Raw genomic sequence first — 26,977 nt, 5'->3', positions numbered from 1 at the left:
TAGCCTAAATTAGGGCATAATTTTGGAGGTTTTATTTGAATAATGACATTTTACTAAAAGGAGAGAAATTAACTAAAATCTTTCCTGGTGTAGTAGCAAATGATGAAATTGATTTTGATTTAAAAAAGGGTGAGGTCCATATCTTAGTTGGAGAAAATGGTGCCGGTAAATCAACTCTTTCAAAAATGATTTTAGGCGTATATACACCGAACAAAGGTAAACTTTTTTTAAATGGAGAAGAAGTAAGTTTTAAAAATCCTCAAGAAGCTTTATCAAAAGGTATAGTTGGAGTTTATCAAGAATTTACTTTAATACCACATTTAAATGTTTATGAAAACATATTTTTAAATAGAGAAAAAGTTAATCGTCTTGGACTAGTTAATAAAAAGCAATTAATAAAGGATGCTAAAGAAATATTAGCTAGTTTAAATAGTGAAGATATAGATGTAAATGAAATTGTATGTAACTTAACAGTAGCAAAGAGACAAATTGTTGAAATTGCTAAAGCTCTTTCATATCAACCTAAAATAATTGTATTCGATGAACCAACCTCTGCTTTATCAGAGAATGAAGTTGAATCTCTTTTTGTTCAAATTAATAAATTGAAAAAAAGAGGTATTGGTATAATTTATATCTCCCATAGAATGGATGAATTTCCACTTATCGGAGATCGAATTACAGTTATGAGAGATGGTAGAAAAATCGATACTTTTAATATTGAAGATCATAGCCAAGAAGAAGTTGTAAATATGATGGTTGGTAGAGATATCTCTCAAGTATTTCCTAAAAATAAATGCAAAAGAGGCGCTCAAAGATTAAGTGTTGAACACTTAAAAGATACAACTGGTTTTGTTAAAGATGTATCTTTTAATTTACATTCTGGTGAGATTGTTGGTCTTTCTGGACTTGTTGGATCAGGTAGAACAGAAAGCGTTGAGATGATATTCGGTATTAGGAAAATTGAAAGTGGCGATATTTTTGTTGATGGAGAAAAAGTAGTACCTAAAAATCCACGTCATATGATTAATAAAGGTATAAGTCTTATCCCTGAGGATAGAAAAAAACAAGGCTTAGCACTTAAGGACAAAATTAAGTGGAATATTGGACAAGTTGTCTTACATGAGAAATTCCCAACTAATGTAATTATTGAACCAAAAGTTGATTCATTAGCTTGTGAATATGTAGAAAAATTAAGAATTGCTTGTATTGATGTTAATAGCGTTTGTCAAAAGCTATCCGGTGGTAATCAACAAAAAGTTGTTTTAGCAAAATGGTTAGTCTGTAATAGTAACATAATCATTTTCGATGAACCAACAAGAGGTATTGATGTTGGTGCAAAATTAGAAATTTATCAAATTATGTGTGATTTAGCTAATCAAGGAAAAGCTGTTTTATGCATAAGTTCTGAATTATCTGAGATCCTAGGTATGTGTAATAGAGTATATGTATTTAATGAAGGTGAAGTTATTGGAGAAATTGATAAAAATGAAAAGAACTTTAGTGCAGAAGGCATTGGAGAGATGATGCTTTTATCAAAGGAGAAACAATCATGATGAAAAATGACGTGTTTCGTAAACTTTCAGTAGTTCCACCAGTTGGTTGGATGTTGATTGTAATAATTTTTACATTCAGTATTTTCTCACAAGATTATTTATCCTTTGGAAATTTAATAAATGTATTGATACAAGCTTCTCCATTAATGATTCTAGCTTTGGGACAAACATTAGTAATTTTAGCTGAAGGTATTGATATGTCTTTGGGCTCTCAAGTTAGTTTCTGTACTGTATTATTTGTTTGGTTAATTAAAGCAGGTGTTCCAGTATTCTTTGCAATAATTATTGTATTGATTGTTCTAACTGTGGTTGGATCAATAAATGGATTTTTTGTTGGATATTGTAATATCCCACCATTTATAGTAACCATCGCTATGTTAAATATACTACATAGTATTGCTTTAATGATAACATCCGGTGCTTCAATTTATTACTACCATCCAATATTTGAGAAGTTAAGTTCTGGTTCTTTCTTGTTTATTCCAAACCCAATAATTTTGGTAATTATAGTCTTTGCCTTATCTTGGACTTTATTGCATAAAACAAGATTTGGAATTCGAGTTAGAGGTCTTGGTGGAAATAAAGAAGCTTTAGCTTTTGCAGGGGTTAGTCCAAATTTAGCAATGTTAAAAGTATATGCATTTGCAGGTTTCTTAGCAGGTGTTTGTGGAATTTTAACCACAGCTAGAGTTGAATCTGGACAACCAATTGTTGCAACTGGTTGGGAATTTGATGCAGTTGCTGCAACTCTATTAGGTGGAACCTCATTATATGGCGGTAAAGGTGATGTAACAGGAACAATCTTTGGAGTACTTCTAATTAAGATTTTACAAAATGGGTTAAACGTTGTTGGTGTTAATACCTTATTCCATAGTGCAATCATTGGTGTTGTTGTTCTAATAGCAATTGTAATTGATGCATTAATAGAAAGAGAAAATAACCGTTATCAGGAGGTTAGATAATGCTAAAATTGAAAGAGATTAAAGCGTGGAGACCTTTTTATAGTACTGTTGGATTGCTAGTCTTCACTTTTATTGCTGCAATATTTATTCCTGAATTTAGAACACCTACTAATTTTGTAACAATTCTTAGACAATCTTGTGTTTTATTAGTTTTAGCTACAGGATTAACAGCAGTTCTACTTACTGGTGGTATTGACCTTTCTGTACCAAAGACCGCTGGTTTAATTGGTTGTATTTGTGCTCGTTTTTTAAAGATGGGTGTGCCAACTTGGTCGGTTATATTAATTGCTATTGCAATGGGTGTAATCATTGGTTTATCCAGTGGCTTATTAGTAAGTATTGTTCGTCTTCCAAGTTTTGTAGCAACCTATGCACTTAACTGGGTAGTAAGTGGCTTAGCTATGATAGTTATGTCTGGGGCGGTTATTTATGATCTTCCTTCTAACTTTACAGTATTAGGTACCGGATATATTGGTCCTATTCCAGTAATAGTAATAGTTACTTTAATTATAGTACTTCTGGTCTGGTTTATATTGCAGAAAACTACTATAGGGCGAGATATCTTTATGTATGGTAATGGTCCTACTGCAGCAAAATATGCAGGAGTTTCCCTTCCAAAAACAATAATTTCAGCTTTTATTTTATCAAGTGTATGTGCAGGTTTAGCTGGTGTATTAATGACAGCAAGACTTAATGCCGCAGATGCAGCAATGGGAGACGCTTATGTCTTAGAACCAATTGCAGCAATTGTTATTGGTGGTACTTCAATGCTTGGTGGTGAAGGTGGTGTTACAGGAACAATTATTGGTGCAATTTTATTAACAATTATTGTAAATGTAATGAACTTATTAGGTATTACATCTTTTGCCCAACCATTGGTTGTTGGAATTGTAATATTAACAATCGTATTTTTTGATTCATTTTTAAAAGTTAAAAAGAATTAATTATAACAGCATGATATTTCGCTAAAAACTTATTAGTGAATAAAAATAAAATATATAATTTTAAGGAGAATAAAATGTCTAATTTTACAATAAGACCATTAAACACAGGTTATGTTCCAACATATCCACTACAGTATCACTACCATCATTCGGCTGCGCCTTTTTTAAAGAACATCCCTAATGAAAAAGTACCTCTACCAGTATTAACATATTTAATTGAAGGTGGAGATAAATTGGTATTAGTTGATACAGGTATGTGTGAAACAGAACGTGCTAATAAATATCATCACGGAGGTTCTTGGCAAGAAGAAGGCCAAGATATTGAAAGCCTATTAAATAAGAATGGTTATAAATGTGAAGATGTAGATATTGTTATTTTTACACATTTACATTGGGACCACTCAGCTTCAGCAAATAAATTTAAAAATGCTAGATTAATTGCTCATAAAAGAGAAATTGATTTCATGAATGATCCAATCCCACTATATTATAAATCATATGAAAATGATGTGCTTGGAATTACTAGCCCTTGTAAGGGTTTAACTTTTGAAGCTGTAGAAGGGGAAACTGAAATTATTCCAGGTATTAGAGTATTTGAAAGCTTTGGTCACTCTCCAGGACACATTTCAGCAGAAATTGATTGTAAAGATGGTAAAAGCTATATCTGTGCTGGGGACTCAATTTTCGTTTTAGGTAACTTAAATCCAATCCCAGAAATGCACTATGATATCACTCCTCCAGGTCGTTTCTATAACATTGTTGAATCTTGGAAGAGTATTGCAAATCAAAAAGCAAGAATCCAAGGTGATTATGATAGACTCCTTCTTTGCCATGATGCTGCAATGATGGACAGAATTGCAAAAACTCCAGTAATTGGTGAATAAATATTTAAATAATTCTAGGGATTAATTCCCTAGAATTACTTGGAGGATTAAATGAAAAATGTAGCTATTGTTGCTAGTTGTGATACTAAATTTAAAGAAGTGGAATTCATGAAAAATTCATTTATTTCTAAAAACATAAATCCAATAGTTATCGATATTTCAATAGGTCTTGAGAACAATTATAAAGCAGATATTACTCGAGAAGCTGTATTTAAAAGTATAAATAAAGATTGGCAAGATATAAAAAATCTATCAAAAGGGGATTTAATAACCCTTATGATGGCTGCAATAAAAATTAAGGTTTTAGAGCTTTATTCTAAAAACTTATTTGATGGCATAATATCAATGGGCGGAGTTCAAAATACATATATAGCTACAAGTGCTATGAGAGCACTTGATCTTGGAGTACCTAAAGTAATTACTACAACTATAGCTTGTGGTAAAAGATCTTTTGATCAAGTTGTTGGACAGTCCGATATTGTTGTTATTCCTTCAATTAGCGATTTTACAGGTTTAAATATTATTACTGAAATGTCTATGAGTCATGCAATTTCATGTATGCAGGGTATGCTTTTAGATAATGAGAGAGCTTTAAAAAAATCAAAGAAAAAAGTAGTTGGTGTAACACTAATGGGTATATCCAATACTGGTGCACAAGCTGCAATTAATGAATTAGAAAAAAATGGAATTGAAGCAATAGGGTTTCATGCCACAGGTGTTGGTGGCTATATAATGGATAACTTAGCTTCAACTGGAATTATAGATGGTATTTTAGATTTGAACTTACATGAAATTTCTTCCGAGCATTTTAAAGGTGGTTTTTCATATGGAGATGGACAGAGATTAATAGATCCAATTGAAAAAAATATACCAATAATATTAGCTCCTGCAGGACTGGATTTTATTGATTATAAAGTGGATGAATTTCCTTTTGCTTTGGAAGAAAGAAAATATGTAATGCATAATTCTATTTTAGCCCATATCAAAATTACTAAAAAAGAAGCTCTTGAAATTGGTACTTTATTAGGCAATAGAATATCAAATTCTAAAAAGATAATTGAAATGTTAGTACCTACAAATGGTTTTAGAGCAAACACCAGGCCTAACGAAAAGCTTTATGATCCTGAAATTGATAATCTCTTAATTGAAACAATAAAAGAAAAGAGTAAAGGTAAGATTAAAATTACTTATATCGAAGGTAATTTAAATGAAAAACAATGGGGACTAGAGGCTGCTAAAAAAATGATTAAATTATTAGGAGAACAAAATGTTTGATTTACCATATTGTAGATATGAAAACCTAGTTGGTGATTACTTTGTAGCAACCTATATAATTTCTGGTCTCGATTATTCTTCAGCAATGAAAAAAGTTGGCCAATTTGCAGTAGGTCAAAGTGTTGGAACTTGGGTTGTAGTTCCTTCAATAACTAATGAGATGATTGAAAAATATCAAGCTAGAGTGGTTGAAGTAGATGTAATAGCAAAAACCGATGAGGTTGAAGATTTTTCAGTTCTTTTAAAAGTTGCTTTTCCATCAGCTAACTTTGGTGGAAGTTTTACAATGATGCTTACTTCTATGGTTGGTAATGATGTTTCAACTGCCTTAAAAGTAAGATTGATTGATGTAGAAATGAAGGGTAACGCAGCTAAAGATTTCTTATCTCCCAATAAAGATATGAAGGATTTAAGATTATTAGCAAAAGTAGAAGAAGAAAGACCTTTGGTATTGAATATGATAAAACCTTGTTTAGGGTTCACACCTGAAGCTGGTGCTAAATTATTTAGAGAAGTAGCTTTAGGCGGGGTTGATTTAATCAAAGATGATGAGCTTTTAGGTAATACAGATTATAACTCAGTAGCAAAAAGAACCAAAGCTTATTTAAGTGCTGCAAAACAGGCTTATGAAGTTACAGGTAAAAATACTATATATTTACCAAATATTAGTGGTACTCCAAAGTCCCTATTAGATAATGCTAAAGCTGCAATTGATGCAGGAGCTAAAGCTTGTTTAGTTAATTATGTTTTAGGTGGTATAGATAGTGCTAAAGATTTGGTAGAAGAAGTTAAAGATAAATTGTTTATTATGGGGCATTATGCTGGAGTTGCTTGTTTTGATGGTGAAAAATCAGGAATCTCAGATAATGTAATGTTAGGAATTTTACCTAGATTAGCAGGCTTAAATGCAATAATGACTATGTATCCTAATTTTAATGATTCAAGTTCACTCTTTAATTTTATAAAAACAGTCCAAGCTCAAAGATTAGCTATACCAAATTTGAATCCTATTATAACCGCAGTAGGTGGAGGCATTACTCCAATAAATCAAGTTCAAGTACAAAACATGATTAGTAATGATTCAATTATTGGTATAGGCGGAGCAATTCAAGGACATCCTCTTGGAACAACAATTGGTGCTAAAACTGCCATGAATGCAGTTAAAGCAACATTTAATAAAATATCTCTTGAAGAAGCAGCAAAAGATGATGAAGGCTTAAAAACTGCTTTAAATTTATGGAAATAAGGAAGAAATAATATGAAAATTATAATTGGTTGTGATAATGCAGCAGTTGGTTTAAAAAATGAAATTATTAGTTTTTTAGAAACTAAGGATTGTGAAATTGTTAATGTTGGTTGTGATTCTAAAGAAGATCCAACCTATTATCCAGAAATTGCTAAAAGAGTATGTGAGAAGGTTCAAGAATCAAATTATGAAGCTCGTGGCATTTTAATTTGTGGAACCGGTCTTGGTATGAGTATGACAGCAAATAAGTTTAAAGGAATAAGAGCAGCATTATGTCATGATTGTTTTTCAGCAGAAAGGGCTGTTTTAAGTAATGATGCTAATGTTTTATGTTTAGGAGAGAGAGTAATAGGTTATGAATTAGCTAAAAAAATTGTAGATACCTGGTTACCTCTTAAGTTTAAAGATGGTCGTTCAACTGCAAAAGTTGCCCTAATGAATAAAATAGATAGTGATAATTTAAAGTAGGAATATATATGAAAAAATTGTATGTAGGCACTAATACAAAAATGACAAAAACCATTGAAGATACAATTAATTTTATATCTTCATTACAAACTATAACTGATGATTTAAAAGATAAAATAACTTTGTTTGTAATTCCTTCTTATACAACTCTTTATCCAGTTAGCCAAATTATTGATAAATCTAATATTTTATTAGGTGCTCAAAATATGTGCTGGGAAGAAAAAGGGCAATTTACTGGAGAAATTTCTCCATTAATGTTGAAAGAAGTTAATGTTGATATTGCAATGATAGGTCACAGTGAAAGACGTCATGTATTTTTAGAAGATGATAAGGTTGAGTCCTTGAAAGTTAAAGCTGCTATAGATCATGGTTTTACTCCTCTTTTATGTATTGGGGAAACCAAAGAAGAAAAAAATTATGGCATTGCTGATGAAGTATTAAGAAAGCAATTAAAAATAGGATTTTCTCAAATAGATAAAAAGAATTTTGATAAAATCATGGTTGCTTATGAACCAGTTTGGGCAATTGGAGTTTCAGGAGAACCTGCAAGCTGTGAGTATGCTCAAGCAAAACACAAAGTAATTAAAGAAACCTTAAAAGAATTATTTGGAGATTTAGCTAATGATATCCCAGTTCTTTATGGTGGTTCTGTAAATATTAATAATGCGAATGAAATCTTAGAACAAGAATCAGTTGATGGGTTATTTGTTGGAAGAAGTGCTTGGGATGCAGAGAATTTTAATAAATTAATTAGAAGTGCATTACCAATTTGGGAGGAAAAAGAAAACAATGGATAGTAATAAAATTTTAGAACAACTTAATCTTTCCTGTCATAGAGGTTATGATACTAAGTTGCAAACTGGGACAGGTGGAAATGTAAGTGCTAGAAAAGATGAAAATAGCATGTATGTTAAAGCAAGTGGAAGTTCTTTTGGAGATAGTGAAGTGTCTGGCTTTGTTGAAACTGATCTTTATGGTAATAAGATAGCTGGAGTTGGAAAACCCACCAGAGAAGCATTTTTGCATGGTTTAATATATAGATATTATCCAAAGGTTAATGCAGTTTTTCATTCTCATAGTCCGTACTCTATTGCATTATCTGCCACTTATAATATAATACCAAAAGTAACTTGGCACGCTAAATTAAAAATAAAAGGTGAGATTCCTGTAATTGATGTTCCTTCCGCTATGGTAAGGGAAGAAGATGAATCTACTATCACTGAAATTTTTTCTCAATACCCAGAACTAACTGGATTTGTTTTAAAAAATCATGGTATAGTAGTCTTGGGTGAAGATCCTTTGAAAGCTGAACATATGGCTGAGTTATTTGAAGAGACATCTCAAATTGTTCTTTTTCAAAATTTGTTGGAGAAAAAATATAATGGTTAGAAAACTTGTAGCCGATTTAGATGGTGATAATTTTGATAAACAAACTTTAGCAGATAAAGTTTTAGATAAATTAATGGATTGGATAATGGAAGGCAAAATTGTGATGGGTCAAAAATTGAACACAGATCAATTAGCACAACAATTATCTGTAAGTCGTATGCCTGTAAGAGATGCTATCAAAGAATTAGAAAAAAAAGGACTTATTGAAAATATCCCATATAAAGGTGCAAGTTTGGTAAATTTATCAAGCGATGATGTTTTTCAAATGTATTTACTTAGAAGTTTAATTGAACCAGAAATCTGTTGGTATGCTTGTAAAAATGCTAGCGATGAAGAAATTGAATATGTAGGTAAAGTTTTAGATGCATTTAATAAAGAACTTGAAGGTGATATAAGTGCAGTCCAAATTTTCCAATATAATAGACAATTCCATTTTAGCCTTTTTGATACCTCACATATGGATAAATTAATTGAAGTAGCAAATAGAATCTGGGATAATTTAGCTTTCTGTAAACTGATTTATGGTCAACGCTATGTTATGGACGATGCTATGAGACAAAGACAATCTATTGAACACGGACAATATTATAACTTGTTTAAAAATAGAAAAGCTGATGAACTCAAAGCTTTGGTTAAAAAGAATCTAGAAAACTTTGAAGAAATAATGCCAAAAATGGTAACAGATATAAAAGAGAAATAATATGAGTATTGATTATAGTTTAATTCGTGAAAACTTAAAGAAGAATAATATCGATAGTAGTTTTGTTCCATCAAAAGATTTAGTAGTTAAAGAAGTAGAAAAATTACTAAAAGAGGGCTCTAGTATCTTTATTGGTGGCTCAATGAGCTTAGTAGAAACAGGTGTAATTGATTATCTAGATGGTAATGAAAAATATGATTTCCATAATAGAAATAGAAAAGGTATAACAGCTGAAGAAAAAGATAGAATGAGCCGTGAAGCATTTTTTGGTGATTATTTTATTGCAAGTGTTAATGCCATTACTACTAGTGGAGAAATCTATGAGGTAGATAATATCGGAAATAGAGTCGCAGCAATTATGTTTGGTCCTAAAAAAGTTATACTTGTAGTTGGTAAAAACAAAATTGTTGATTCCTTAAGTCTAGCTGTTGAAAGAGTTAAAACTATAGCTGCACCAAAAAATAATGTTAGACTAGATAGAGATACTTTTTGCAAAAAACATGGCAAATGTTTCATGCCTGAATGTGACAGTGAGAATTTAATGGCTGTTGTAGCTGGTGCTTGCAAAAATACAATTTGTAGTGACGCAATTGTTCTTAATAGACAGTTAGTGCCCTCAAGAATACATATAATATTTGTTGATGAGAAATTAGGTTATTAGTTCAATTTTATAATTGAACTTTTTTTTATATTTTAAATTAATTTTCGTTAGTAAAATTTATTAAAACATAGGAGTTAACTATGGATGCTAAAAGCTTAAAGCAACAAGCTTTAAAAATCAGAGAAATGACAATAAGAGAAATTGGACATTTTGGCTCAGGACACATAGGTGGAAGTATGTCGATAGTAGAGTTATTAACATATTTGTACTATGAAGAATTAAGAATAGATCCAAAAGATCCAAAGAAAGAAGACAGAGATAGGTTTGTATGTTCCAAAGGACATGCAGGACCAGCAGTATATGCAACCTTAGCAAGTAAGGGATACTTTCCAGAAGAATGGTTATTAACATTGAACCAAGGTGGAACAAAACTACCAAGTCATTGTGATATGACAAAGACACCAGGAGTAGACTTTACAGGAGGATCTTTAGGACAAGGATTTTCAGCAGCAGTAGGAATAGCATTAGGACAAAAGATAAAGAAGATAGATGCAAGGACATATGTAGTAATAGGAGATGGAGAGAGCCAAGAAGGCCAAATATGGGAAGGAGCAGAAACAGCAGCCCAATGGAAACTTGGAAATCTAATAGCCTTTACAGACTTAAACAAATTGCAACTAGATGGATATACAGAAGATGTAGTAACTATGGATAACATAGATACAAGATGGTTAGGTTTTAACTGGCATGTACAAAGGATAAATGGACATGACTTTAGAGAAATAGCACAAGCCATAGAGAAAGCAAAGAAAGTAGTAGATAGACCATCAATGATAGTATTAGATACAATTAAATCATATGGCTTTATACCAGGAGAAAATACAACTGCAAACCATAGTATAGCATACGATGAAAGTGTAGCAGAGAAAGCAGTAGAAGAACTTCGAGAAAGAGAAGGAGTTAACTAATGAGAGATACAAGCGATATAAAGAATATGAGAGATGCTGTAATGGCAGCAATAAATGATTTAGCAAGCGAACATGAAGATGTAGTAATGCTAGATGCAGACTTAGCAAGTTGTATAGGCTCAAAAAGTTTCCAAGAGAAATATCCAGAAAGATTTTTCAACTGTGGAATAGCAGAAGCAAATATGATAGGAGTAGGGGCAGGATTATCATCAGTAGGATTAACCCCATTTGCACACACCTTTGGATGTTTTGCAAGTAGAAGGACCTTTGACCAATTCTTCATATCAGTAGGCTATGCACATCAAGTAATACACCTAATAGGATCAGACCCTGGAATAACAGCACAATTAAATGGTGGAACACATATGCCATTTGAAGATATAGCATTAATGAGACAAGTACCAGGGGTAGTAATAATAGACCCATCAGATGCACAAAGTATGTATGAATTAATAAGACAAGTGTATGAAAATGGAAAGACAAGCTATATAAGATCTGCAAGAAAAGGTGTAACTCATAGATACCCAGTAGGAACAAAGATAGAGTTAGGAAAGGGAATCGAGTTAAGCAAAGGAAAAGATGTAGCAATAATAGCAAGTGGACAGACAATGGTAGATGCAGCAAGTGGAGCATTAGATATTCTAAAAGAAAAAGGAATAGATGCAACATTAGTAGATTTACATACAATAAGACCATTAGACACAGACTTAATAGATGAAGTAGCAAAACGCTGTAAGAAGATATTAGTATGTGAGAATGGAAGATACAGTGGTGGAATAGGAGAAATGATTTCTTCTTATCTAGCAAAGACAAATCCAGTAAAGATGGACTTTGTAAATGTTGGAGAAAGATTTGGAGAAGTCGGAAAACTAGACTACCTAGCAAAGACCTTTGGTTTTACAGCTGAGAATATTGCACAAAAAGCTCAAGCCTTAATTAAATAGGTTTATTTCTATTATATTTATATTCCCAGAGTTATAATAATAATTCTGGGATTCTTTTTTTATAATAAAAGTAAAAAAAAATATAAAAAACTATTAAAAATTTTTAACTTCTGTTATTAATTAACTATGGATAAAAAAGATAATCTAAATAGAATACAAATTGTATTAGTAGATACTCAAGATGCTGCAAATATTGGTAGTGTTTGTAGAGCAATGAAAACAATGGGCATAAAAAAATTGGCAATAGTTTCAACTAGAGATTATGATGCTGCTAGAGTAAAAACATTAGCAATTCATGCTTATGATATTTATGAAAATGCAACCTTTTTTGACTCTTTAGATAAGGCCTTAGAAGATAGTATATATAGCATAGGTGCTACAAGACGTAGGGGTAAGTTTAGAAAAGCTGATTATTTAAATCCCCAACAGTTAAGTGAAAAGGTTTCAAAAATGGGAGAAGGTATTGTATCAATTGTATTTGGACGAGAGGATAGAGGTTTAACAGACTCGGAAGTAAATGAATGTTCTCAAATCGTTACAATTCCAACTAGTGATGAATTTCCGTCTTTAAATTTATCTCAAGCGGTACAAATAATTACTTATTCTCTTTATGATGAGTTAAAACCTTGGCCTGTTGAAAATACTCCTGTTACCAAAAAACGAATAAAGAAAAGTGTAAAGCAAAGTATAGAGAACTTAGATAATATTCAATATTTTAAACAAGATTTGGATAGAGTTTGGACAACTTCTTTATTAGAAGATATATACGAAAGAGCAAGTTTAACTGAAAGTGAAATAAAAAGATTAGATAAACTTTTTTCAAAAATTGAAAAGATAGTTAAATATAAAAAATAGCAAAATGATTAAAAGAAATCATTTTGCTATAACGTCTAATAAGATAAATTATTATATCATTTTTAGCTTATGTAAAGCATCGTAAGAGTCTTTTAAAGCTTGATATACCTCTGTTATATCACTAACTCCTTTTTCTGTGAATTCAATTTCTATACTTAATGGACAATTGTTACTTTTTTTATTTAAAATATCGAATATTTTTTCAAAATTAATATAACCTTTACCAATTGCTGGGAAATTCCATTCATTAGTTTTTCCCCCTTTGTCCTTTATATGCATATAAGAAACATTATCAACACAAGTTAGTAAATCCTCTTCTGGAAGTTTATTTCCATAAAATAAAACATTTGCAGTATCTAAATTAATTTTTATTAAATCTGAATTAACAGCATTTACAATTTTATTTAAACTCTCTCCATCTGGAAATTCAGTTCCATGTGTTTCAAGAGCAAGTTCTAAATTATATTTTTGTAAATAAGGAATTAAATATTTTAGATTTTCAATTAGCTGATTATTTGATGATGTATTATCATTTTTTATATGAGCTTCACCAATGGAACTAACAATATATTTTGCATTAAAGAAATTAGCTAATTCCATGTTTAATATAAAATCCTTTAATCTATTTTGATCCATCAAGGACGTGTGTCCACTAAAACCAATAACAGTTAATCCTAACTCTTCAATTAAAGCTTTTATTTTTGATAGATATTCAAAACTCTGGGTAGGAAAAACATGCTCAGTCCAACCTTTAGTAGCAGTTAATTCTATATATTTAAATCCAGCTTTTTTTATTAAGGGCAAAGCTTCTTCAATTGTAAATCCGTGAAAAGTATTTGTATTAACTAATATAATGTGATTCATTATTATCTCCTTAAATGTTTTTGTTTAACCAGTTTGCAGTAGATTCTCTAATTACTATTTCTGTCTCTAATCTCATAGATTTCATAGGACTAACTTCTTTGTTAATATGTTGAATTAGCATAGAGCAACTATATATCCCAAGTTGGTATTTTGGTTGATTTACTGTAGTTATGGTAGGGGTAGTCATATAAGTTAGAGGTATATTATCAAAGCCCACAACAGCAATATCTTTGGGTACATGTAATTTTGTTTGTTTTATTGCTTTAATTGCAGCTATAGCATAAATATCACTTACTGCAAATATTGCATCAGGTCTATTTTGACTATTTAATAATTGATAACATGTTGCGGAAGCAATATCATAATTAATTTCTGGAATTTCACAGATTAAATCATAATCTAAAGGAATGTTTGCAATATTTAAGGCTTGTTGATAGCCAATTAATCTTTCTCTAGCATATTTATATTTTAATGGTCCATTTAATAGTGCTATTTTTCTTCTTCCTAAAGAAAGTAAATAATCAACAACATTTTTGCTAGCTTGAACATCATTAATACTTACATATGGAAGATTTAATGTATCATTATATTCACAGCATTGTACTATAGGAATAACTTGATTTATTTTTTCTAATAGGTTGGTTGGAATAATATTAGTAGTAATTAATCCTGCAGCATTAGAGGTTTTTAACATATCAATAAAATTATTAATAGTTCTTTCTTTTATAATTTCTTCACTAATTAAAAGACTGTATCTATTTCTAAAAGCACAGTCTTTAGCCCCAGCTATAATCTCAGAATAAAATGGATTATTTAATGATGGAATATTAAATATAATTAGGTTTTTATCAATCTTTTTCCTATTGTCGATATTGGAACAATCCATTCCAAGTTCTTGCATTGCATTAATAACTTTTTGGCGAGTTTCGTTTTTTACAGAAAAAGGATTATTCATTACCCGACTTATAGTTGCAATAGATACCTGTGATTTCTCTGATATTTTTTCATAGGTGGCTTTTTTATTCATGTTTATAGTTTATATGGTTTTACACAAAAGTAAAGAATTAAATTTTTTATGAAAGTTTTTCATAAAGTTTTGAAAATAAATGGAATATATAGAGAAAATTTTACAAAAAATAGGAAATAAAATGGTAAATTGAAATTCTCTTGACTTTTTTTCAAAATGTATTTAACTGAAAAAAAAGCTTAAAGAGGAGGTCTTTTTTATGAAAAAGGTTTTAATAAGTCTATTAGTTTTAACAATTTCACTAACAAGTGTTTTCGCTAATGGTCAACAGGAGGCTGCAGGTCCATCTAAATATAAAGTTGGTATATTAGCTCCTGCTGTAACACATGGTTGGGTTGCTGCTGTTGCTTATAATGCAGAAAACAGATGTAAAGAATTAGCTGATGAAATTGATTATAAACTATACACTTCTTCAAATGGTGAAGAAATGACAACACAATTAGATGACTTAATGCTTTGGGGCGCTGACTTAATCGTTGCTTTCCCACAATGGACAGGTATGGAGGTTCCAATTGAAAGAGCAATTGATGATGGTGTTGTAGTTGTAAACTTTGATATTTTAATTGATGTAGAAGGCGTATACAGAGTTTCTGGTGACAACGAAGATATGGGTGTACAAGGTGCAAAATATATCGTTGACAAAGTTGGTAAAGATGCAACAGTTGTAATGTTAGAAGTTCCAACTTCAGGTTCTGTTTCAGAATTAAGAAAGAAAGGTTTTGTAGATACAATTAAAGAAATTGCTCCTAACATGACTGTTTTAACTTATGCAACTCAATTTACTAGAGAAGCTGGCTTAAAAGATATGGCTGATATTTTAACATCTGTTAAACACATTGATGCAGTTTATTCAATGGATGATGAAACAAGTATTGGTGCTATCCAAGCTATTAAAGAAGCAAAGAGAAATGACATTAAAGTTATCACCGGTGGTGGTGGATGCCAAGAATATTTCAATATGATGCCAGAAGATAATGATATTTATATCCAAAGTGCTCTTTATTCACCAGCAATGGTAAGAGATGCAATCGATATGGGTCTAAGTGTATTAAAAGGTGAAAAAGTTGATCCTGTAAAAATTATTCCTACAACAATTGTAGATAGATCAAATTACAAAGATTACTTAGACGCTAATAGCCCATACTAAAAAATTAGAAAAAAGCTAGGTAAGGTATTTTTATACCTTATCTAGTTATTTATAGGATTTTATATATGAAGATACAAATGAAAAGTATCTATAAATCATTTGGATCAAATAATGTTTTGAAGAATGTTAACTTCTCAGTTCAAAGTGGTGAAATTTGTGCACTATTAGGTGAAAATGGAGCTGGAAAATCTACTTTAATGAATATTTTAGGTGGAGTTCTTCCTGCAAATTCTGGTGAAGTATTTATAGATGATAATCAGGTTTTTTTCTCTAAACCTTCAGATGCTATTGATGCAAAAATTGCATTTATACATCAAGAATTAAATTTAATAAATGATTTAAATATTTATGAAAATATGTTCATAAATAGAGAATTAAAAACAAAAAATCATTTATTAGATACTAATCTCATGATTAAAAAAACTAATGAAGTATTTAAGAGAATGAATATCTCCCTTAATCCTAAACAGATGGTTAGAACTTTAGATGCATCGTATAAGCAAATTGTAGAAATTGCTAAAGCTTTAATGATGGATGCTAAGATAATAATCATGGATGAACCAACTTCTAGTTTAACTGATTCTGAAATAGAGAGAGTTTTTGATTTGATGAAAAGTTTAAAAACTCAGGGAGTTGGAATGATTTTTATTTCTCATAAATTAAATGAGGTAATGGAAATTTGTGATACTTATTCAGTTTTGCGTGATGGAATATTAGTAAATGAAGGAAAAGTTTCTAGTGTTTCAACCAAAGAAATAGCAAAAATGATGGTAGGCCATGAAGTTAGAGATCATATTCTAACCAATGATGATGAATACGGTAAAGAAATCTTAAAAATAGAAAATCTTAGTTGTGAAAATTATTACAAAAATATTTCTTTAGAATTACATCAAGGTGAAATTCTAGGAGTAACAGGTTTATTAGGTGATGGTAGAACAGAGCTTTTTCAAACAATATTTGGTGCTTTTAAGAAAAACTATCAAGGTAAAATCTTTGTTGATGGAAAGAATGAGAGAATTTTATCTACAGGACAGGCTGTAAATTTAGGAATAGGCTATGTTCCAAGAAATAGAAAAGAAAATGGAATCGTTAAAGATTTAAACATTTTAGATAATGGAACATTGGCAACTATAAGTAAAATGAAGAAAAATTTGTTGATTGATTCTAAGAGGCAAATTTCTACATTTAAAGACAATATTGATAAACTTCATATTAAGATGGAAAAATATAGTGATCCAATCAATAGTTTATCTGGGGGTAATCAACAGAAAGTTGTTCTAGCTAAGTGGTTATCAACAAATCCCAAAATATTAATTTTGGACAATCCAACACAAGGTGTTGATGTTGGAGCAAAAGAAGAAATTTACGATATTATCCTTAAATTAGCTAAAGAAGGTGTTGCTATAGTTGTTTTATCTAGTGAGGCTAATGAGATAATTCGCTTATGTAGAAAATCATATGTTTTATATCATGGAAAAATTAATGGTATTGTAGAAAATGAAACTATGAGCGAACACAATATAATGCATTTGGCAACAGGTGGCCAATTATAATTAGGAGTTGTAGGTGGAAAATAAAATAAAAAAAAGAAGTGAAAAATCTTTTATTTCATATTTTAAAAAATCTTGGAAAGAAAGTTCAACTTTTAGTACAGCTGTTGCTTTATTTGTAATGATTATTTTACAAACTTTAGCCCTTGGTTTTGATTTTAGTGATGGTTTTGGTTTTTGGTTGTTAAGATGGGGAAGAAACTGGATTAACATTTTAAGAAACAATTCAAATATTGGTATTATATCTTTAGGAATGACTTTTGTAATAATTTCTGGGGGAATTGATTTAGCTGTTGGTTCAGCATTAGTCGCAATTGGTGCATTCTTAATGGTTTTTATTAATGTTTCAGGTGGCGTTCTCTCTTCAATTGGTATTGTTGGTGTTCCTGCCTATATAATTGCAATAATTCTTAGTTTGTTAGTTGGTTTTTTACTTGGGTCTTTTACAGGGGTAATAATCACCTATGGTAAATTGCCCCCATTTATTGCAACTTTAGGTACTATGAAAATCTTTAGATCCGTAACTCAACAATTTATGCAAGGTAATAATCCTCAAGTTCCAAAGCCTTTTTTACAGATTGCTTCTGTAGAAGTCTTTAATCTGATGATTATGCCAATTATTTATTGGATAATAATTGCATATATTTTGAATTTAGTTTCTAAAAGAACAGCCTTTGGTAAACATGTTTATGCTGTTGGATCTAATGAAAGAGCTGCTGCTTTAAGTGGTATTAATGTTAAAAAGGTAAAATTATTTGTTTATGCATTAATGGGATTCTTAGTAGCTATTGCTGCTGTTTTACAAGTAAGTAGAATTGGAGCAATGGACTATGCTAATGCAGGTGCTGGTTATGAAATGGACGCAATCTCTGCTGTAATTGTTGGTGGAACAAGTATGAGTGGAGGTAGAGGTACAATAGGTGGCACTATCTTAGGGGTTCTAATTATTTCTGTTATGAATAACTTGTTGAATTTATTAGGTGTTCCTCCATTCTTAAGAGAAGCATTTAAGGGTGTTATAGTAATTTGTGCTGTTTTATTGCAGAAAAAAGAAGAAGATTAAATAGGAGAAGACAACATGATAGGTATTGGAATTATTGGTTGTGGGAAAATTGCTCAAATAAGGCATATCCCAGAATATTTAGATAATAAAGATGTTAAATTAATTGGGTTATATGATTATAATCAAGAAAGAGCTGCAGAATTAGCTAAAAAATATGATGTAAAATATTATGTAAGTATCGATGAGTTACTTCATGATAGTAAAATAGATGCAGTAAGTATTTGTGTTCCTAATAACTATCATGCTTCAATGAGTATAAAGGCTTTAAGAGAAGGCAAACATGTTTTATGTGAAAAGCCAATGGCTACAAGTTTAGCAGAATGTAAAGCAATGGTAGCTGTTTCAAAAGAAACAAATAAGAAGTTAATGATTGGTCAAAACCAAAGACTAGCAAAAGCTCATAGTTATGCAAAAGCTTTAATAGAAAAAGGTCTAATTGGTAGAGTAATTTCATTTAGAACTACTTTTGGGCATAAGGGCCCAGAAACCTGGAGTGTTGATCCAGGTAAGAATGTTTGGTTCTTTAATAAAGATAAAGCAGTTATGGGTGCTATGGCTGATTTGGGCATACATAAAACTGATCTAATTCAATTTTTATTATCAACAAAAATTTCTGCAGTTACAGCTAAGTTAGTTACTTTAGATAAAAAAGATGCTACAGGAAACTTAATTGAAATTGATGATAATGCTTTCTGTATTTATGAGATGGAAAATGGAATAATTGGAACAATGCATGCAAGTTGGACAATGTATGGAGATGAAGATAATTCAACAATTATTTATGGAGATAAAGGTTGTTTAAGAATTTATGATAATCCAAATCATTCTATAGTTGCTCAATTAATTAATGGAGAAAAAATCTATTATGATATTGATCAAATTCAAACTAATGATAATCAAACAAAATCAGGTATAATTGATGCTTTTGTTGAATGTGTTGTTGAAGATAAAGAACCTTTGATATCTAGTGAAAGTGTTTTAGCAGCTATGAAAGCTGTATTTGCAAGTATTGATAGTAGTAAATTAGAAAAGAGAATTGAGGTCGAAGAATAATGAAATTAGGTATAGTAAGTGCAATTTTTGATGAATTAGAATTTGAAGAAATGATAGAGAGTGTTCATGATTTAGGGTATAGCTGTGTTGAAGTAGCTTGTTGGCCAAAAGGCGAGAGTGAAAGAAGATATGCAGGAGTTTGTCACATAGATGTAGATAATTTAGATGATGATAATATTAAAGAAATTAAAGATATTTGTTTGAAAAATGAAGTTGAAATTTCTTCCTTAGCTTTTTATCCCAATAATTTAGATGGAGATTTGGAAAAAAGAAAATATAATTTAAATCATCTAAAAAAAGTTATTAAAGCAAGTGCCTTACTAGATATTAATTTAGTAACTACTTTTATTGGGCGAGACCAATTTAAAACAATAGAAGAAAATATTGAAGAATTTAAAAAAGAATGGCCTTCAATTATTGATTTTGCAAGTGAAAACAAGGTTAAGGTTGCAATTGAAAATTGTCCAATGTTATTTGATTTAGGTCAATGGCCGGGAGGACAGAATATGTTTACTTCAGTTGTGATTTGGAGAAAACTATTTGAAATAATTGATAGCCCATATTTTGGTATTAATTTTGATCCTTCACATTTTATTTGGCAACAAATGGATTATATTTCTCCTATCTATGAATTTAAAGATAAGATGTTCCATATACACTTTAAAGATATAAAAATTTTAAAAGATAAATTAAAAGAAGTTGGTGTATTAGCTTATCCTCTAGATTATATGCTACCTAAAATCCCTGGTTTAGGTGATGTTAACTGGTCTAAATTTGTATCTGCTTTAACAGATATTGGTTATAATGGTTATGCTTGTGTGGAAGTAGAAGATAGAGCTTTTGAAAAATCATTAGATGATAAATTAGCTTCATTGAAGCTTACAAAGAATTATTTAAATCAATTTGTGATTTAAGGGAGATATAAAATGGTAAAAATTGTAGTTGTAGGTGCAGGTGGTATGTCTAATGTCCATTTAGATAATTATAACTACATAGAAAATGCTCAAGTAGTGGCTTTGGTTGGAAAGAGTGAAATAGATAAATCTGTTGCTAAAAAAAGAAATCTAAAGTTTTATGAAAGTTTAGATGATGCTATAAACAGTGAATCTTTTGATATTGTTGATGTTACCACTCCAACTTTTACTCACTATGATTTAGTAAAAAAAGCTTTATTGAATAGTAAGTCCGTTATTTGTGAAAAGCCATTTACCTTAAAACCTGATAGGGCACAAGAATTATTTGATTTTGCAAAGAAACAAAATTGTTTTGTATATGTAGGCCAAGTTGTTAGATTTGCAAAAGAAACACAAAAGCTAAAAGAAGCTGTTGAAGATTTAAGATTTGGAAAAGTTTTAGATGCTCAATTTAATAGATTATCTTCATATCCTTCTTGGATTCAAAATGATTGGCTAAAAGATAAAAGTAAGAGTGGTTTAGTTCCGTTTGATTTGCATATCCATGATTTAGATTTAATTATTAGTATTTTTGGTAATCCTAAAGATTATCAATTATATAAAAATGGAAGAGAAAATATTGGCTATAGTGAATTCTATAGATTTACATATTTTTATGATAACTTTCAAATCCTATCTCAAGCTTCTTGGTATAATTCTACTATGCCATTTACAAATAATTGGAGAGTAGTTTTTGAAAATGCTGTTATGGTTTTTGATGGTAATTCTTTAAAAGCTTATCCCAAAGATGGAGATATAATTGAGTATGATATCAGTGATGAAGTAGTAATTCCAACATCAACTAATCTTCCTCCTACTGGTTGGTTTTATAATGAACTTTCGAATTTTGTTAATAATTTTGAGAATAATAAACCCTCAGATATTGTAATAAATGAACAGGTTCTATCTGTATTAAAATTATTAAATAAATTTTAATTTACCTCTTTTGTTTTAAAAAAAGGCTAGTAGTTTGAATTAAAACTTTAAACTACTAGTTTTTTTTGTATAAATTAAATTAGAATTAATACAAAATAGATCTTAATTAAGTTGTTGGGAGGCGTTATGAGTACAAATAAGGATCAAATTTCTTTTAGAAAAGCTGAGAAGAAAGATGTTAAACTAGTAATATATTTTGTAAAAGCTTTAGCTGATTATGTAAAGATGAGTGATGAGGTGAAAATTGATGAAGAAATTTTTACTAAATGGATGTTTGATAAAAATTCAGCTGAAGTAATATTCTTAGTAAAAGATGGTAAAGAAATTGGAATTGCTCTTTATTTATATCTTTTTTCAACTTTCAATTGTAAACCTAGTTTATATCTTGAAGATTTATTTATCGAAGAAGAGCATCGAAATAAAGGTTATGGTAAGTTAATATTTAAAGAGCTTGCTAAAATTGCAAAAGAAAATGGTTTAGATAGATTAGAATGGACTTGTTTAGATAAAAATGAAAAAGGTTTAATCTTTTATAATTCTCTTGGTGCAAAAAGGCTGAATGATAGACGCTTATTAAGATTAGAAAATGATGAATTAACAGAATTTTTATCCAATTTTTAATTTTTATTATACTTTTTATAATAAAGTATAATTAATTAATTGCTTGTTAATTTAGTTTTTTAATAATAAAATGTTTAAATAATGGAGTGTTAAAATATGATTAATGAAAGCTTTTTGAATCCTATGCCCAGAGTAATTGCGCATAGAGGGGATAGTAAACATTTCCCTGAAAATACTATTGAGGCATTTACTTCTGCTGTTAAAATGAATATTGATGTAATAGAGACAGATGTTCATTTATCAAAAGATAATATTGTAGTTATCTGGCATGATGAGACTTTAGATAGAAATACAAATGGTAGTGGAAGAATTGAGGATCATGTTTTATCTGAGTTATTAGAATTTGATGCTGGATATACTTTTACTAAAGATGAAGGGAAGACTTTTCCATTTAGAGGAAAAGGTGTAAAACTTTGTACTCTAGAAGAAGCATTAGAGAAATGTCCAAATCAGAGATTTAATATTGATCTAAAAACTAATGATTTGAAAATTGTTGATGAATTTATAAAAATTGTTAGAAAACACAATGCTGAAGATAGAGTTTGTTGTGCATCTTTTCATTTAAGTAATCTTCAAGCAATTAGAGAAAAAGCTCCAGATATTTTAACTAGTGTTACTACAAAAGAAGTTATTCCTTTATTATTAAAACAAAAATTAAATATATTACCTAAGAAATTAGCAGATAGGAAAATTATATTCCAAGTTCCTGTAGCTCAAGGTATTATTAAAGTTATTACTCCACGTTTTATAAAAATGATGCATGAAAGAGGGGCAATAATAATGGTTTGGACAATCAATGATGAAATGGAAATGGAAAGATTATTTAAGTTAGGAGTTGATTCCATTATGACTGATGATCCGACCACTGTAATTAAAGTCGCAAAAAGATTAAACATTATATAAAAATATTTACAGTCTCATTTCTGAGACTGTAAATTTATATTAAATGTTTAAACAAAAATTTTCTCCAATTATATTCGCTTTGACGCCTTGCTTAGTTAGATTTTCTGCTTCTTTATGACAAATAATATATTTATTCTTCTTAAGAAGTAGTGAATCCAAGTAGTTTTCTGGTTTTGTTGTATTTTCTTCAAGGTCTGTATTGGTTTGATCACTTAAAATAATCATAGTTTTAAAGCCTGTTTTTTCTGTTTTGCATGGAGAAAAATGCAATGTGTCATTATATAATAATACACTAGTACCTTTTTCAACAAAAAAAGCTTTTATTTGATTAGAATTAAGTTGATAGTTTTCTAGATCTTGGGTCTTGGCTAAAAATAATAGAGCATCAGCTGCAAAAACATCAATTTCATTACAATTATGCCATTCAAGAGCATTTAACATTACATTTTGACCATTACAATATCCAAGTTCAATTTTCTCTTCATAGTATTGTGATAATTCATTTATAATGTTTTCGTTTTCCCAGTTTCTTACATATGGTACATACACATTACCTGTTTGAGGGATTTCTGTGTCTTCTTCCATTTTTTTAATTAAATCTTTTTCACAATTTAAATTAAGAATTTTACCATATTTTTCAAAACTAGAATCATTAACACTTGTTATATTTAATGATGGATTAAGTTTTATTAGTTGCATCAATTTATTGTTTTGTTTCTCCATTTTTAATCTCCTAAAGTGCAAACATAAATATACCAGTTAATAGTAAAAGTGAAAATACAATAATTGAAAAAGTTCTTGCATTTACTTTATTATGTACTATTTCTCCTACAATAATTCCCACAATTAAAAATGGTATTTGAGATAGAGTATTTGTAAAAGTAGTATATGTAAATCCAGGGTTGTTAATGAAATAAGAACCTATGATAATTGTATTTAGAGTAAGCCAAACAGAACATAAGGTTGCTCTAAATTCTTTCTTATCTTTTAGTGCTTTTGTTGCATAAATTACTACTAATGGTCCACCACTAGATATTGCTCCATGAACAACACCACCAACTAATAATGCTATAACTGATGTTATTTTATCTCTTTTTGATAATGGAGCATTTATATCTTCATTTTCAGCTTTAGTCTTTAATAATTTATAAAGATTTAAAATTGCTACAAAGACGATAAATACAGCAAGACCTTTTTTAAATAAATCAGCATTTACATATCTAAAAATATACATACCTATTGGAAGAGTTGGAATCATAAGTGCTAAAATTAATAAAGTATGTTTGATTTTTACATATTTTAGATTAGTTACAACAATATATAAGGCTAAAAGCCAAGCTAATATTGTAACAATCATAATTCCTTGTTTTAACCCAAGTAGGGCAGTTACGAAAGGAACTGCTATAACAGTGCACCCAAAGCCAGTTATAGCTTCGAGTGCATGAGTTATAAGAACTACAAATCCACTTAGAATAAGATTTAACATTTTGCCACCAAGAATGGATAAATATTTTCTTTAGTTGCTTTTGGTATTTGATTCCACATTTTTGGATCTTCAAAAGCTCTAGAGAAATGTGAATCAATATCTTCTGGACTAATTTCAACACCTAATTCTTTGAAATTAGTTGGAAGAGCCATATCACTGAACATTTGTTCTAATTTGTCATATAATTTTGAAATTAATACATCTTCTTCTTTATCATCAAAAAAGGCTTTTGCAATTTCTGCCAAAGGTTTTCTAACATTTTCTAAAGATAATGACATTTTGAAAATATCAAGTAATGTAAATGCACAAGCACTACCGTGAGGGATGTGATAATCTTCACTTAAAATAAAGGATAAAGCATGTCCTGCTGCAGTCCCTGTTGTACTAAAAGTAGCTCCAGCCATAGAAGAGGCTAATAGCATATTTCTACAATAATCAATGTTTTGGTTTTTGTTTTTTGCACCATTATACATTTTTAATAAGTTAGAAATTATATCTATTGATACCTCAATAGCTAGTTTTCTAGTCTCATCATTAGCATTTTTATTCCAAATTGTTTCTAAAGCATGATCGAGTGCATCAGCTCCTGTAGATGCAATTAATGCAGGTGGCATATTTAAAATATATTCAGTATTTAAAATAGCCTTTTTTGCATGCATCAAAGGAGAACCTAAAGTATATTTCCTTCCGGAAAGGGAAGTATATACTCCAACTTTAGTCATCTCAGATCCTGTTCCAGCTGTTGTTGGAATTAATATTAATGGAAGACTCTCTTTTTCTATCTTTCTTTTTGGATTATTTGATAAATAGTCCTCAAGTTCACCTCCATTAGTCATTAACATTGATAAGGCTTTTGCACTGTCCATTACAGAACCACCGCCGATACCAACAATAATTGAGGTAAACTCTATTTTTTCTGCCATATCTTTTATATCACTAGTTCTAGGATTAGGTTGTACCTTATCTAACACTGTGACATTAGCAATTTTTTTTATATCCTTTAGAAGTTTATTTTTTGCTTCAATAGGAGCATTATCAACAATAAATGTTATATGCTTTAAAGAAGGAGCTAAGTCTAAGCATTCTTTTAATAAAGAAGAAGCACTTAAAGAATCAACTTGAACAATCTTTACAGGATTGTTTAATAAATTCCTTTTTGAGATATCTTTCATTATTTGAAATTCTCCTTTTCGATTTCTACTACATTATTAAAAGCATTAGTTAGGAAATCTTTTTTGAATTCCATTTTTTCACAGAAGCTTCTGTTTAACCAACCTTCAACAATTTCAGTTGCAATAAATGGAGCAGTAATCCAACCACCAAGAGTAATAACATTAGCTTGGTTAACAATTTTTGCTCTTTCTCCGCTGAATACAGAATCAACAACACAAGCATATATTCCTTTGTGTTTGTTTGCTACGATAGCCATTCCTTGACCTGTTCCACAAACTAAGATTCCTTTATCAGCTTCTTTGTTTTGTATTGCTTTAGCAACTTTTGGTGCTTGTTCAAAATAAGGTTTTGGATGATCTTTATCTTCAATCCCAAAATCTAAAACTTCATAACCTTTTTCGATTAAAAATTCTTTAATTGCGGTTTTTAATTCAAAACCACTTAAATCACTAGCCATTGCAATTTTCATTATTATCCTCTCTCCTAATTTATTTTAATATTTCTTTAGCTTGTTTATAAATTTCTTCAGCAGTTAGCTTATAATATCCTTTTAGATAATCTAAAGTTCCAACTTGTCCAAATTCTTCATTAATTCCTACCATTCTCATTTTTGTAGGTCTCTCTTTTGCCAATAAGTTTGCAATAATACTACCTAATCCTGAATTAACTTGATGATTTTCAGCACTAATAATATGATTAGTTTTTGCTGCATATTTTAAAATTAATTCGTTATCTAAAGGTTTTACACAAACTGGATCAATTACTGCAGCACTAATTCCATCTTTTTCTAGCATTTTTGCTGCTTTTAAAGCTTCTGGAACCATGATAAAACCTAAAGCTACTATTGTTACATCAGTTCCATCTTTTAGTACTTTTGCTTTTCCAATTTCGAATTTTTCATCCTTATCATATATTGTAGATTCACCTTTTCTGTGTAATCTCATATATGAAGAGCCATAATGATCAATTAAATTATAAACAGTTTTTTCTAAGCTAACTGAATCACAAGGTTCACAAATTACTAAATTTGGAACAGTATTCATTATTCCAATATCTTCGAAAGGCATATGAGTACCTCCATTGAAAGCGGCACTAACACCAGGGTCTGTTCCAACTAATTTAACATTTAATTTTGCATAATTTGCTGATAAGAAGAATTGGTCAAAGGTTCTTCTGCTGGCAAAGCATCCGAATGTTGCAGCAAAGGGAATTTTTCCCATATTTGATAAACCTGCACTAACTCCAACAAGGTTTGCTTCAGCAACACCTACATCTACAAAACGATTAGGGTAGGCTTTTTTAAAAGGACCTGTACCAGTAGCATTCATTAAATCAGCTTCTACTACCATAATTTTATCATTTGTTTTAGCTGCTTCAATTAAAGTATTGCAGTATATTTGACGCATATCCAT

General features: G+C 30.0%; 29 protein-coding genes. 22 read left to right on the top strand and 7 right to left on the bottom strand.

Annotated features, from left to right (window positions below):
* Positions 1-35: 35 nt before the first annotated feature.
* The 14 genes from ACZ5RS_RS13575 to ACZ5RS_RS13510 all read left to right on the top strand — a co-directional run bounded on the left by ACZ5RS_RS13575 (position 36) and on the right by ACZ5RS_RS13510 (position 12,789).
* Entirely contained in the window at positions 36-1,553 is a 1,518-nt protein-coding gene (locus tag ACZ5RS_RS13575) for a sugar ABC transporter ATP-binding protein (RefSeq protein WP_464636335.1), read from the top strand.
* On the top strand, positions 1,550-2,515 hold the full coding sequence (locus ACZ5RS_RS13570) for an ABC transporter permease (RefSeq protein WP_464636333.1): 966 nt from the start codon (positions 1,550-1,552) through the stop codon (positions 2,513-2,515). Before ACZ5RS_RS13575 ends, ACZ5RS_RS13570 begins: the two co-directional genes overlap by 4 nt.
* Complete coding sequence (locus ACZ5RS_RS13565) at positions 2,515-3,459, top strand: ABC transporter permease (protein ID WP_464636332.1); 945 nt, start codon at positions 2,515-2,517, stop codon at positions 3,457-3,459. The genes ACZ5RS_RS13570 and ACZ5RS_RS13565 overlap by 1 nt, the downstream gene beginning before the upstream one ends.
* 74 nt (positions 3,460-3,533) lie before the next feature.
* Positions 3,534-4,343: an N-acyl homoserine lactonase family protein gene (locus ACZ5RS_RS13560; protein ID WP_464636330.1), complete on the top strand. Its 810-nt coding sequence runs from the start codon at positions 3,534-3,536 to the stop codon at positions 4,341-4,343.
* A 51-nt stretch (positions 4,344-4,394) separates the two neighbouring features.
* The gene (locus ACZ5RS_RS13555; protein WP_464636329.1) at positions 4,395-5,618 is read left to right on the top strand and encodes a Tm-1-like ATP-binding domain-containing protein; all 1,224 of its coding nucleotides are present in this window, start codon (positions 4,395-4,397) and stop codon (positions 5,616-5,618) included.
* Positions 5,611-6,864: a RuBisCO large subunit C-terminal-like domain-containing protein gene (locus ACZ5RS_RS13550; RefSeq protein WP_464636327.1), complete on the top strand. Its 1,254-nt coding sequence runs from the start codon at positions 5,611-5,613 to the stop codon at positions 6,862-6,864. The genes ACZ5RS_RS13555 and ACZ5RS_RS13550 overlap by 8 nt, the downstream gene beginning before the upstream one ends.
* Positions 6,865-6,876: 12 nt before the next feature.
* Positions 6,877-7,332, top strand: coding sequence for a ribose 5-phosphate isomerase B (gene rpiB, locus ACZ5RS_RS13545; protein ID WP_464636326.1), 456 nt, complete (start codon positions 6,877-6,879; stop codon positions 7,330-7,332).
* A gap of 8 nt (positions 7,333-7,340) precedes the next feature.
* Entirely contained in the window at positions 7,341-8,129 is a 789-nt protein-coding gene (locus tag ACZ5RS_RS13540; RefSeq protein WP_464636324.1) for a triose-phosphate isomerase, read from the top strand.
* The gene (locus ACZ5RS_RS13535; RefSeq protein ID WP_464636322.1) at positions 8,122-8,721 is read left to right on the top strand and encodes a class II aldolase/adducin family protein; all 600 of its coding nucleotides are present in this window, start codon (positions 8,122-8,124) and stop codon (positions 8,719-8,721) included. The genes ACZ5RS_RS13540 and ACZ5RS_RS13535 overlap by 8 nt, the downstream gene beginning before the upstream one ends.
* Positions 8,714-9,421 (top strand): GntR family transcriptional regulator, encoded by a 708-nt coding sequence (locus tag ACZ5RS_RS13530; protein ID WP_464636321.1) that lies wholly within the window; start codon positions 8,714-8,716, stop codon positions 9,419-9,421. The genes ACZ5RS_RS13535 and ACZ5RS_RS13530 overlap by 8 nt, the downstream gene beginning before the upstream one ends.
* A gap of 1 nt (position 9,422) precedes the next feature.
* Entirely contained in the window at positions 9,423-10,082 is a 660-nt protein-coding gene (locus ACZ5RS_RS13525; RefSeq protein WP_464636319.1) for a lactate utilization protein, read from the top strand.
* Between the two features lie 80 nt (positions 10,083-10,162).
* A complete protein-coding gene (locus ACZ5RS_RS13520; protein WP_464636317.1) occupies positions 10,163-10,990 on the top strand; it encodes a transketolase in 828 nt (275 codons plus the stop codon).
* Positions 10,990-11,934, top strand: coding sequence for a transketolase family protein (locus ACZ5RS_RS13515; RefSeq protein WP_464636316.1), 945 nt, complete (start codon positions 10,990-10,992; stop codon positions 11,932-11,934). Before ACZ5RS_RS13520 ends, ACZ5RS_RS13515 begins: the two co-directional genes overlap by 1 nt.
* Before the next feature lie 126 nt (positions 11,935-12,060).
* Positions 12,061-12,789, top strand: a complete 729-nt coding sequence (locus ACZ5RS_RS13510) for an RNA methyltransferase (RefSeq protein ID WP_464636314.1) — start codon at positions 12,061-12,063, stop codon at positions 12,787-12,789.
* Positions 12,790-12,840: 51 nt separating this feature from the next.
* On the opposite strand, the gene ACZ5RS_RS13505 is transcribed toward ACZ5RS_RS13510, so the two are convergent.
* Positions 12,841-13,653 (bottom strand): sugar phosphate isomerase/epimerase family protein, encoded by an 813-nt coding sequence (locus ACZ5RS_RS13505; protein WP_464636312.1) that lies wholly within the window; start codon positions 13,651-13,653, stop codon positions 12,841-12,843.
* A 10-nt stretch (positions 13,654-13,663) separates the two neighbouring features.
* Positions 13,664-14,680 carry a LacI family DNA-binding transcriptional regulator gene (locus tag ACZ5RS_RS13500; protein ID WP_464636311.1) on the bottom strand — a complete coding sequence of 339 codons (1,017 nt, stop codon included), beginning with the start codon at positions 14,678-14,680 and terminating at the stop codon, positions 13,664-13,666.
* Between the two features lie 199 nt (positions 14,681-14,879).
* Between ACZ5RS_RS13500 and ACZ5RS_RS13495 the strand changes: the two genes are divergently transcribed.
* The 8 genes from ACZ5RS_RS13495 (at position 14,880) to ACZ5RS_RS13460 (ending at position 22,906) form a co-directional block, all read left to right on the top strand.
* On the top strand, positions 14,880-15,827 hold the full coding sequence (locus tag ACZ5RS_RS13495) for an ABC transporter substrate-binding protein (RefSeq protein WP_464636309.1): 948 nt from the start codon (positions 14,880-14,882) through the stop codon (positions 15,825-15,827).
* 65 nt (positions 15,828-15,892) lie between these two features.
* Positions 15,893-17,380 (top strand): sugar ABC transporter ATP-binding protein, encoded by a 1,488-nt coding sequence (locus tag ACZ5RS_RS13490; RefSeq protein ID WP_464636307.1) that lies wholly within the window; start codon positions 15,893-15,895, stop codon positions 17,378-17,380.
* Between the two features lie 13 nt (positions 17,381-17,393).
* Entirely contained in the window at positions 17,394-18,440 is a 1,047-nt protein-coding gene (locus ACZ5RS_RS13485; protein ID WP_464636305.1) for an ABC transporter permease, read from the top strand.
* Positions 18,441-18,455: 15 nt separating this feature from the next.
* Positions 18,456-19,493 carry a Gfo/Idh/MocA family protein gene (locus tag ACZ5RS_RS13480; RefSeq protein WP_464636304.1) on the top strand — a complete coding sequence of 346 codons (1,038 nt, stop codon included), beginning with the start codon at positions 18,456-18,458 and terminating at the stop codon, positions 19,491-19,493.
* Positions 19,493-20,407, top strand: coding sequence for a sugar phosphate isomerase/epimerase family protein (locus ACZ5RS_RS13475; RefSeq protein ID WP_464636303.1), 915 nt, complete (start codon positions 19,493-19,495; stop codon positions 20,405-20,407). The genes ACZ5RS_RS13480 and ACZ5RS_RS13475 overlap by 1 nt, the downstream gene beginning before the upstream one ends.
* 12 nt (positions 20,408-20,419) lie before the next feature.
* Entirely contained in the window at positions 20,420-21,382 is a 963-nt protein-coding gene (locus ACZ5RS_RS13470; protein ID WP_464636301.1) for a Gfo/Idh/MocA family protein, read from the top strand.
* Positions 21,383-21,508: 126 nt separating this feature from the next.
* Positions 21,509-22,003, top strand: a complete 495-nt coding sequence (locus ACZ5RS_RS13465) for an N-acetyltransferase family protein (RefSeq protein WP_464636299.1) — start codon at positions 21,509-21,511, stop codon at positions 22,001-22,003.
* 96 nt (positions 22,004-22,099) lie between these two features.
* The gene (locus ACZ5RS_RS13460; protein ID WP_464636298.1) at positions 22,100-22,906 is read left to right on the top strand and encodes a glycerophosphodiester phosphodiesterase; all 807 of its coding nucleotides are present in this window, start codon (positions 22,100-22,102) and stop codon (positions 22,904-22,906) included.
* Positions 22,907-22,945: 39 nt separating this feature from the next.
* Here ACZ5RS_RS13460 and ACZ5RS_RS13455 read toward each other — a convergent pair whose 3' ends face one another.
* Genes ACZ5RS_RS13455 through ACZ5RS_RS13435 form a run of 5 tightly spaced genes read right to left on the bottom strand, consistent with a single transcriptional unit; the run spans position 22,946 to position 26,977 of the window.
* Positions 22,946-23,629 (bottom strand): DUF4867 family protein, encoded by a 684-nt coding sequence (locus ACZ5RS_RS13455; RefSeq protein WP_464636296.1) that lies wholly within the window; start codon positions 23,627-23,629, stop codon positions 22,946-22,948.
* Between the two features lie 10 nt (positions 23,630-23,639).
* On the bottom strand, positions 23,640-24,392 hold the full coding sequence (locus tag ACZ5RS_RS13450; protein WP_464636294.1) for a sulfite exporter TauE/SafE family protein: 753 nt from the start codon (positions 24,390-24,392) through the stop codon (positions 23,640-23,642).
* A complete protein-coding gene (locus ACZ5RS_RS13445; RefSeq protein WP_464636293.1) occupies positions 24,386-25,564 on the bottom strand; it encodes an iron-containing alcohol dehydrogenase in 1,179 nt (392 codons plus the stop codon). The genes ACZ5RS_RS13450 and ACZ5RS_RS13445 overlap by 7 nt, the downstream gene beginning before the upstream one ends.
* Positions 25,564-26,034, bottom strand: coding sequence for an RpiB/LacA/LacB family sugar-phosphate isomerase (locus ACZ5RS_RS13440; RefSeq protein WP_464636291.1), 471 nt, complete (start codon positions 26,032-26,034; stop codon positions 25,564-25,566). Before ACZ5RS_RS13440 ends, ACZ5RS_RS13445 begins: the two co-directional genes overlap by 1 nt.
* A gap of 19 nt (positions 26,035-26,053) precedes the next feature.
* The gene (locus ACZ5RS_RS13435; RefSeq protein ID WP_464636289.1) at positions 26,054-26,977 is read right to left on the bottom strand and encodes a transketolase family protein; all 924 of its coding nucleotides are present in this window, start codon (positions 26,975-26,977) and stop codon (positions 26,054-26,056) included.

This window comes from Pleomorphochaeta caudata (genome assembly GCF_055395745.1).
This window is presented reverse-complemented; position numbering and strand designations above follow the sequence as displayed.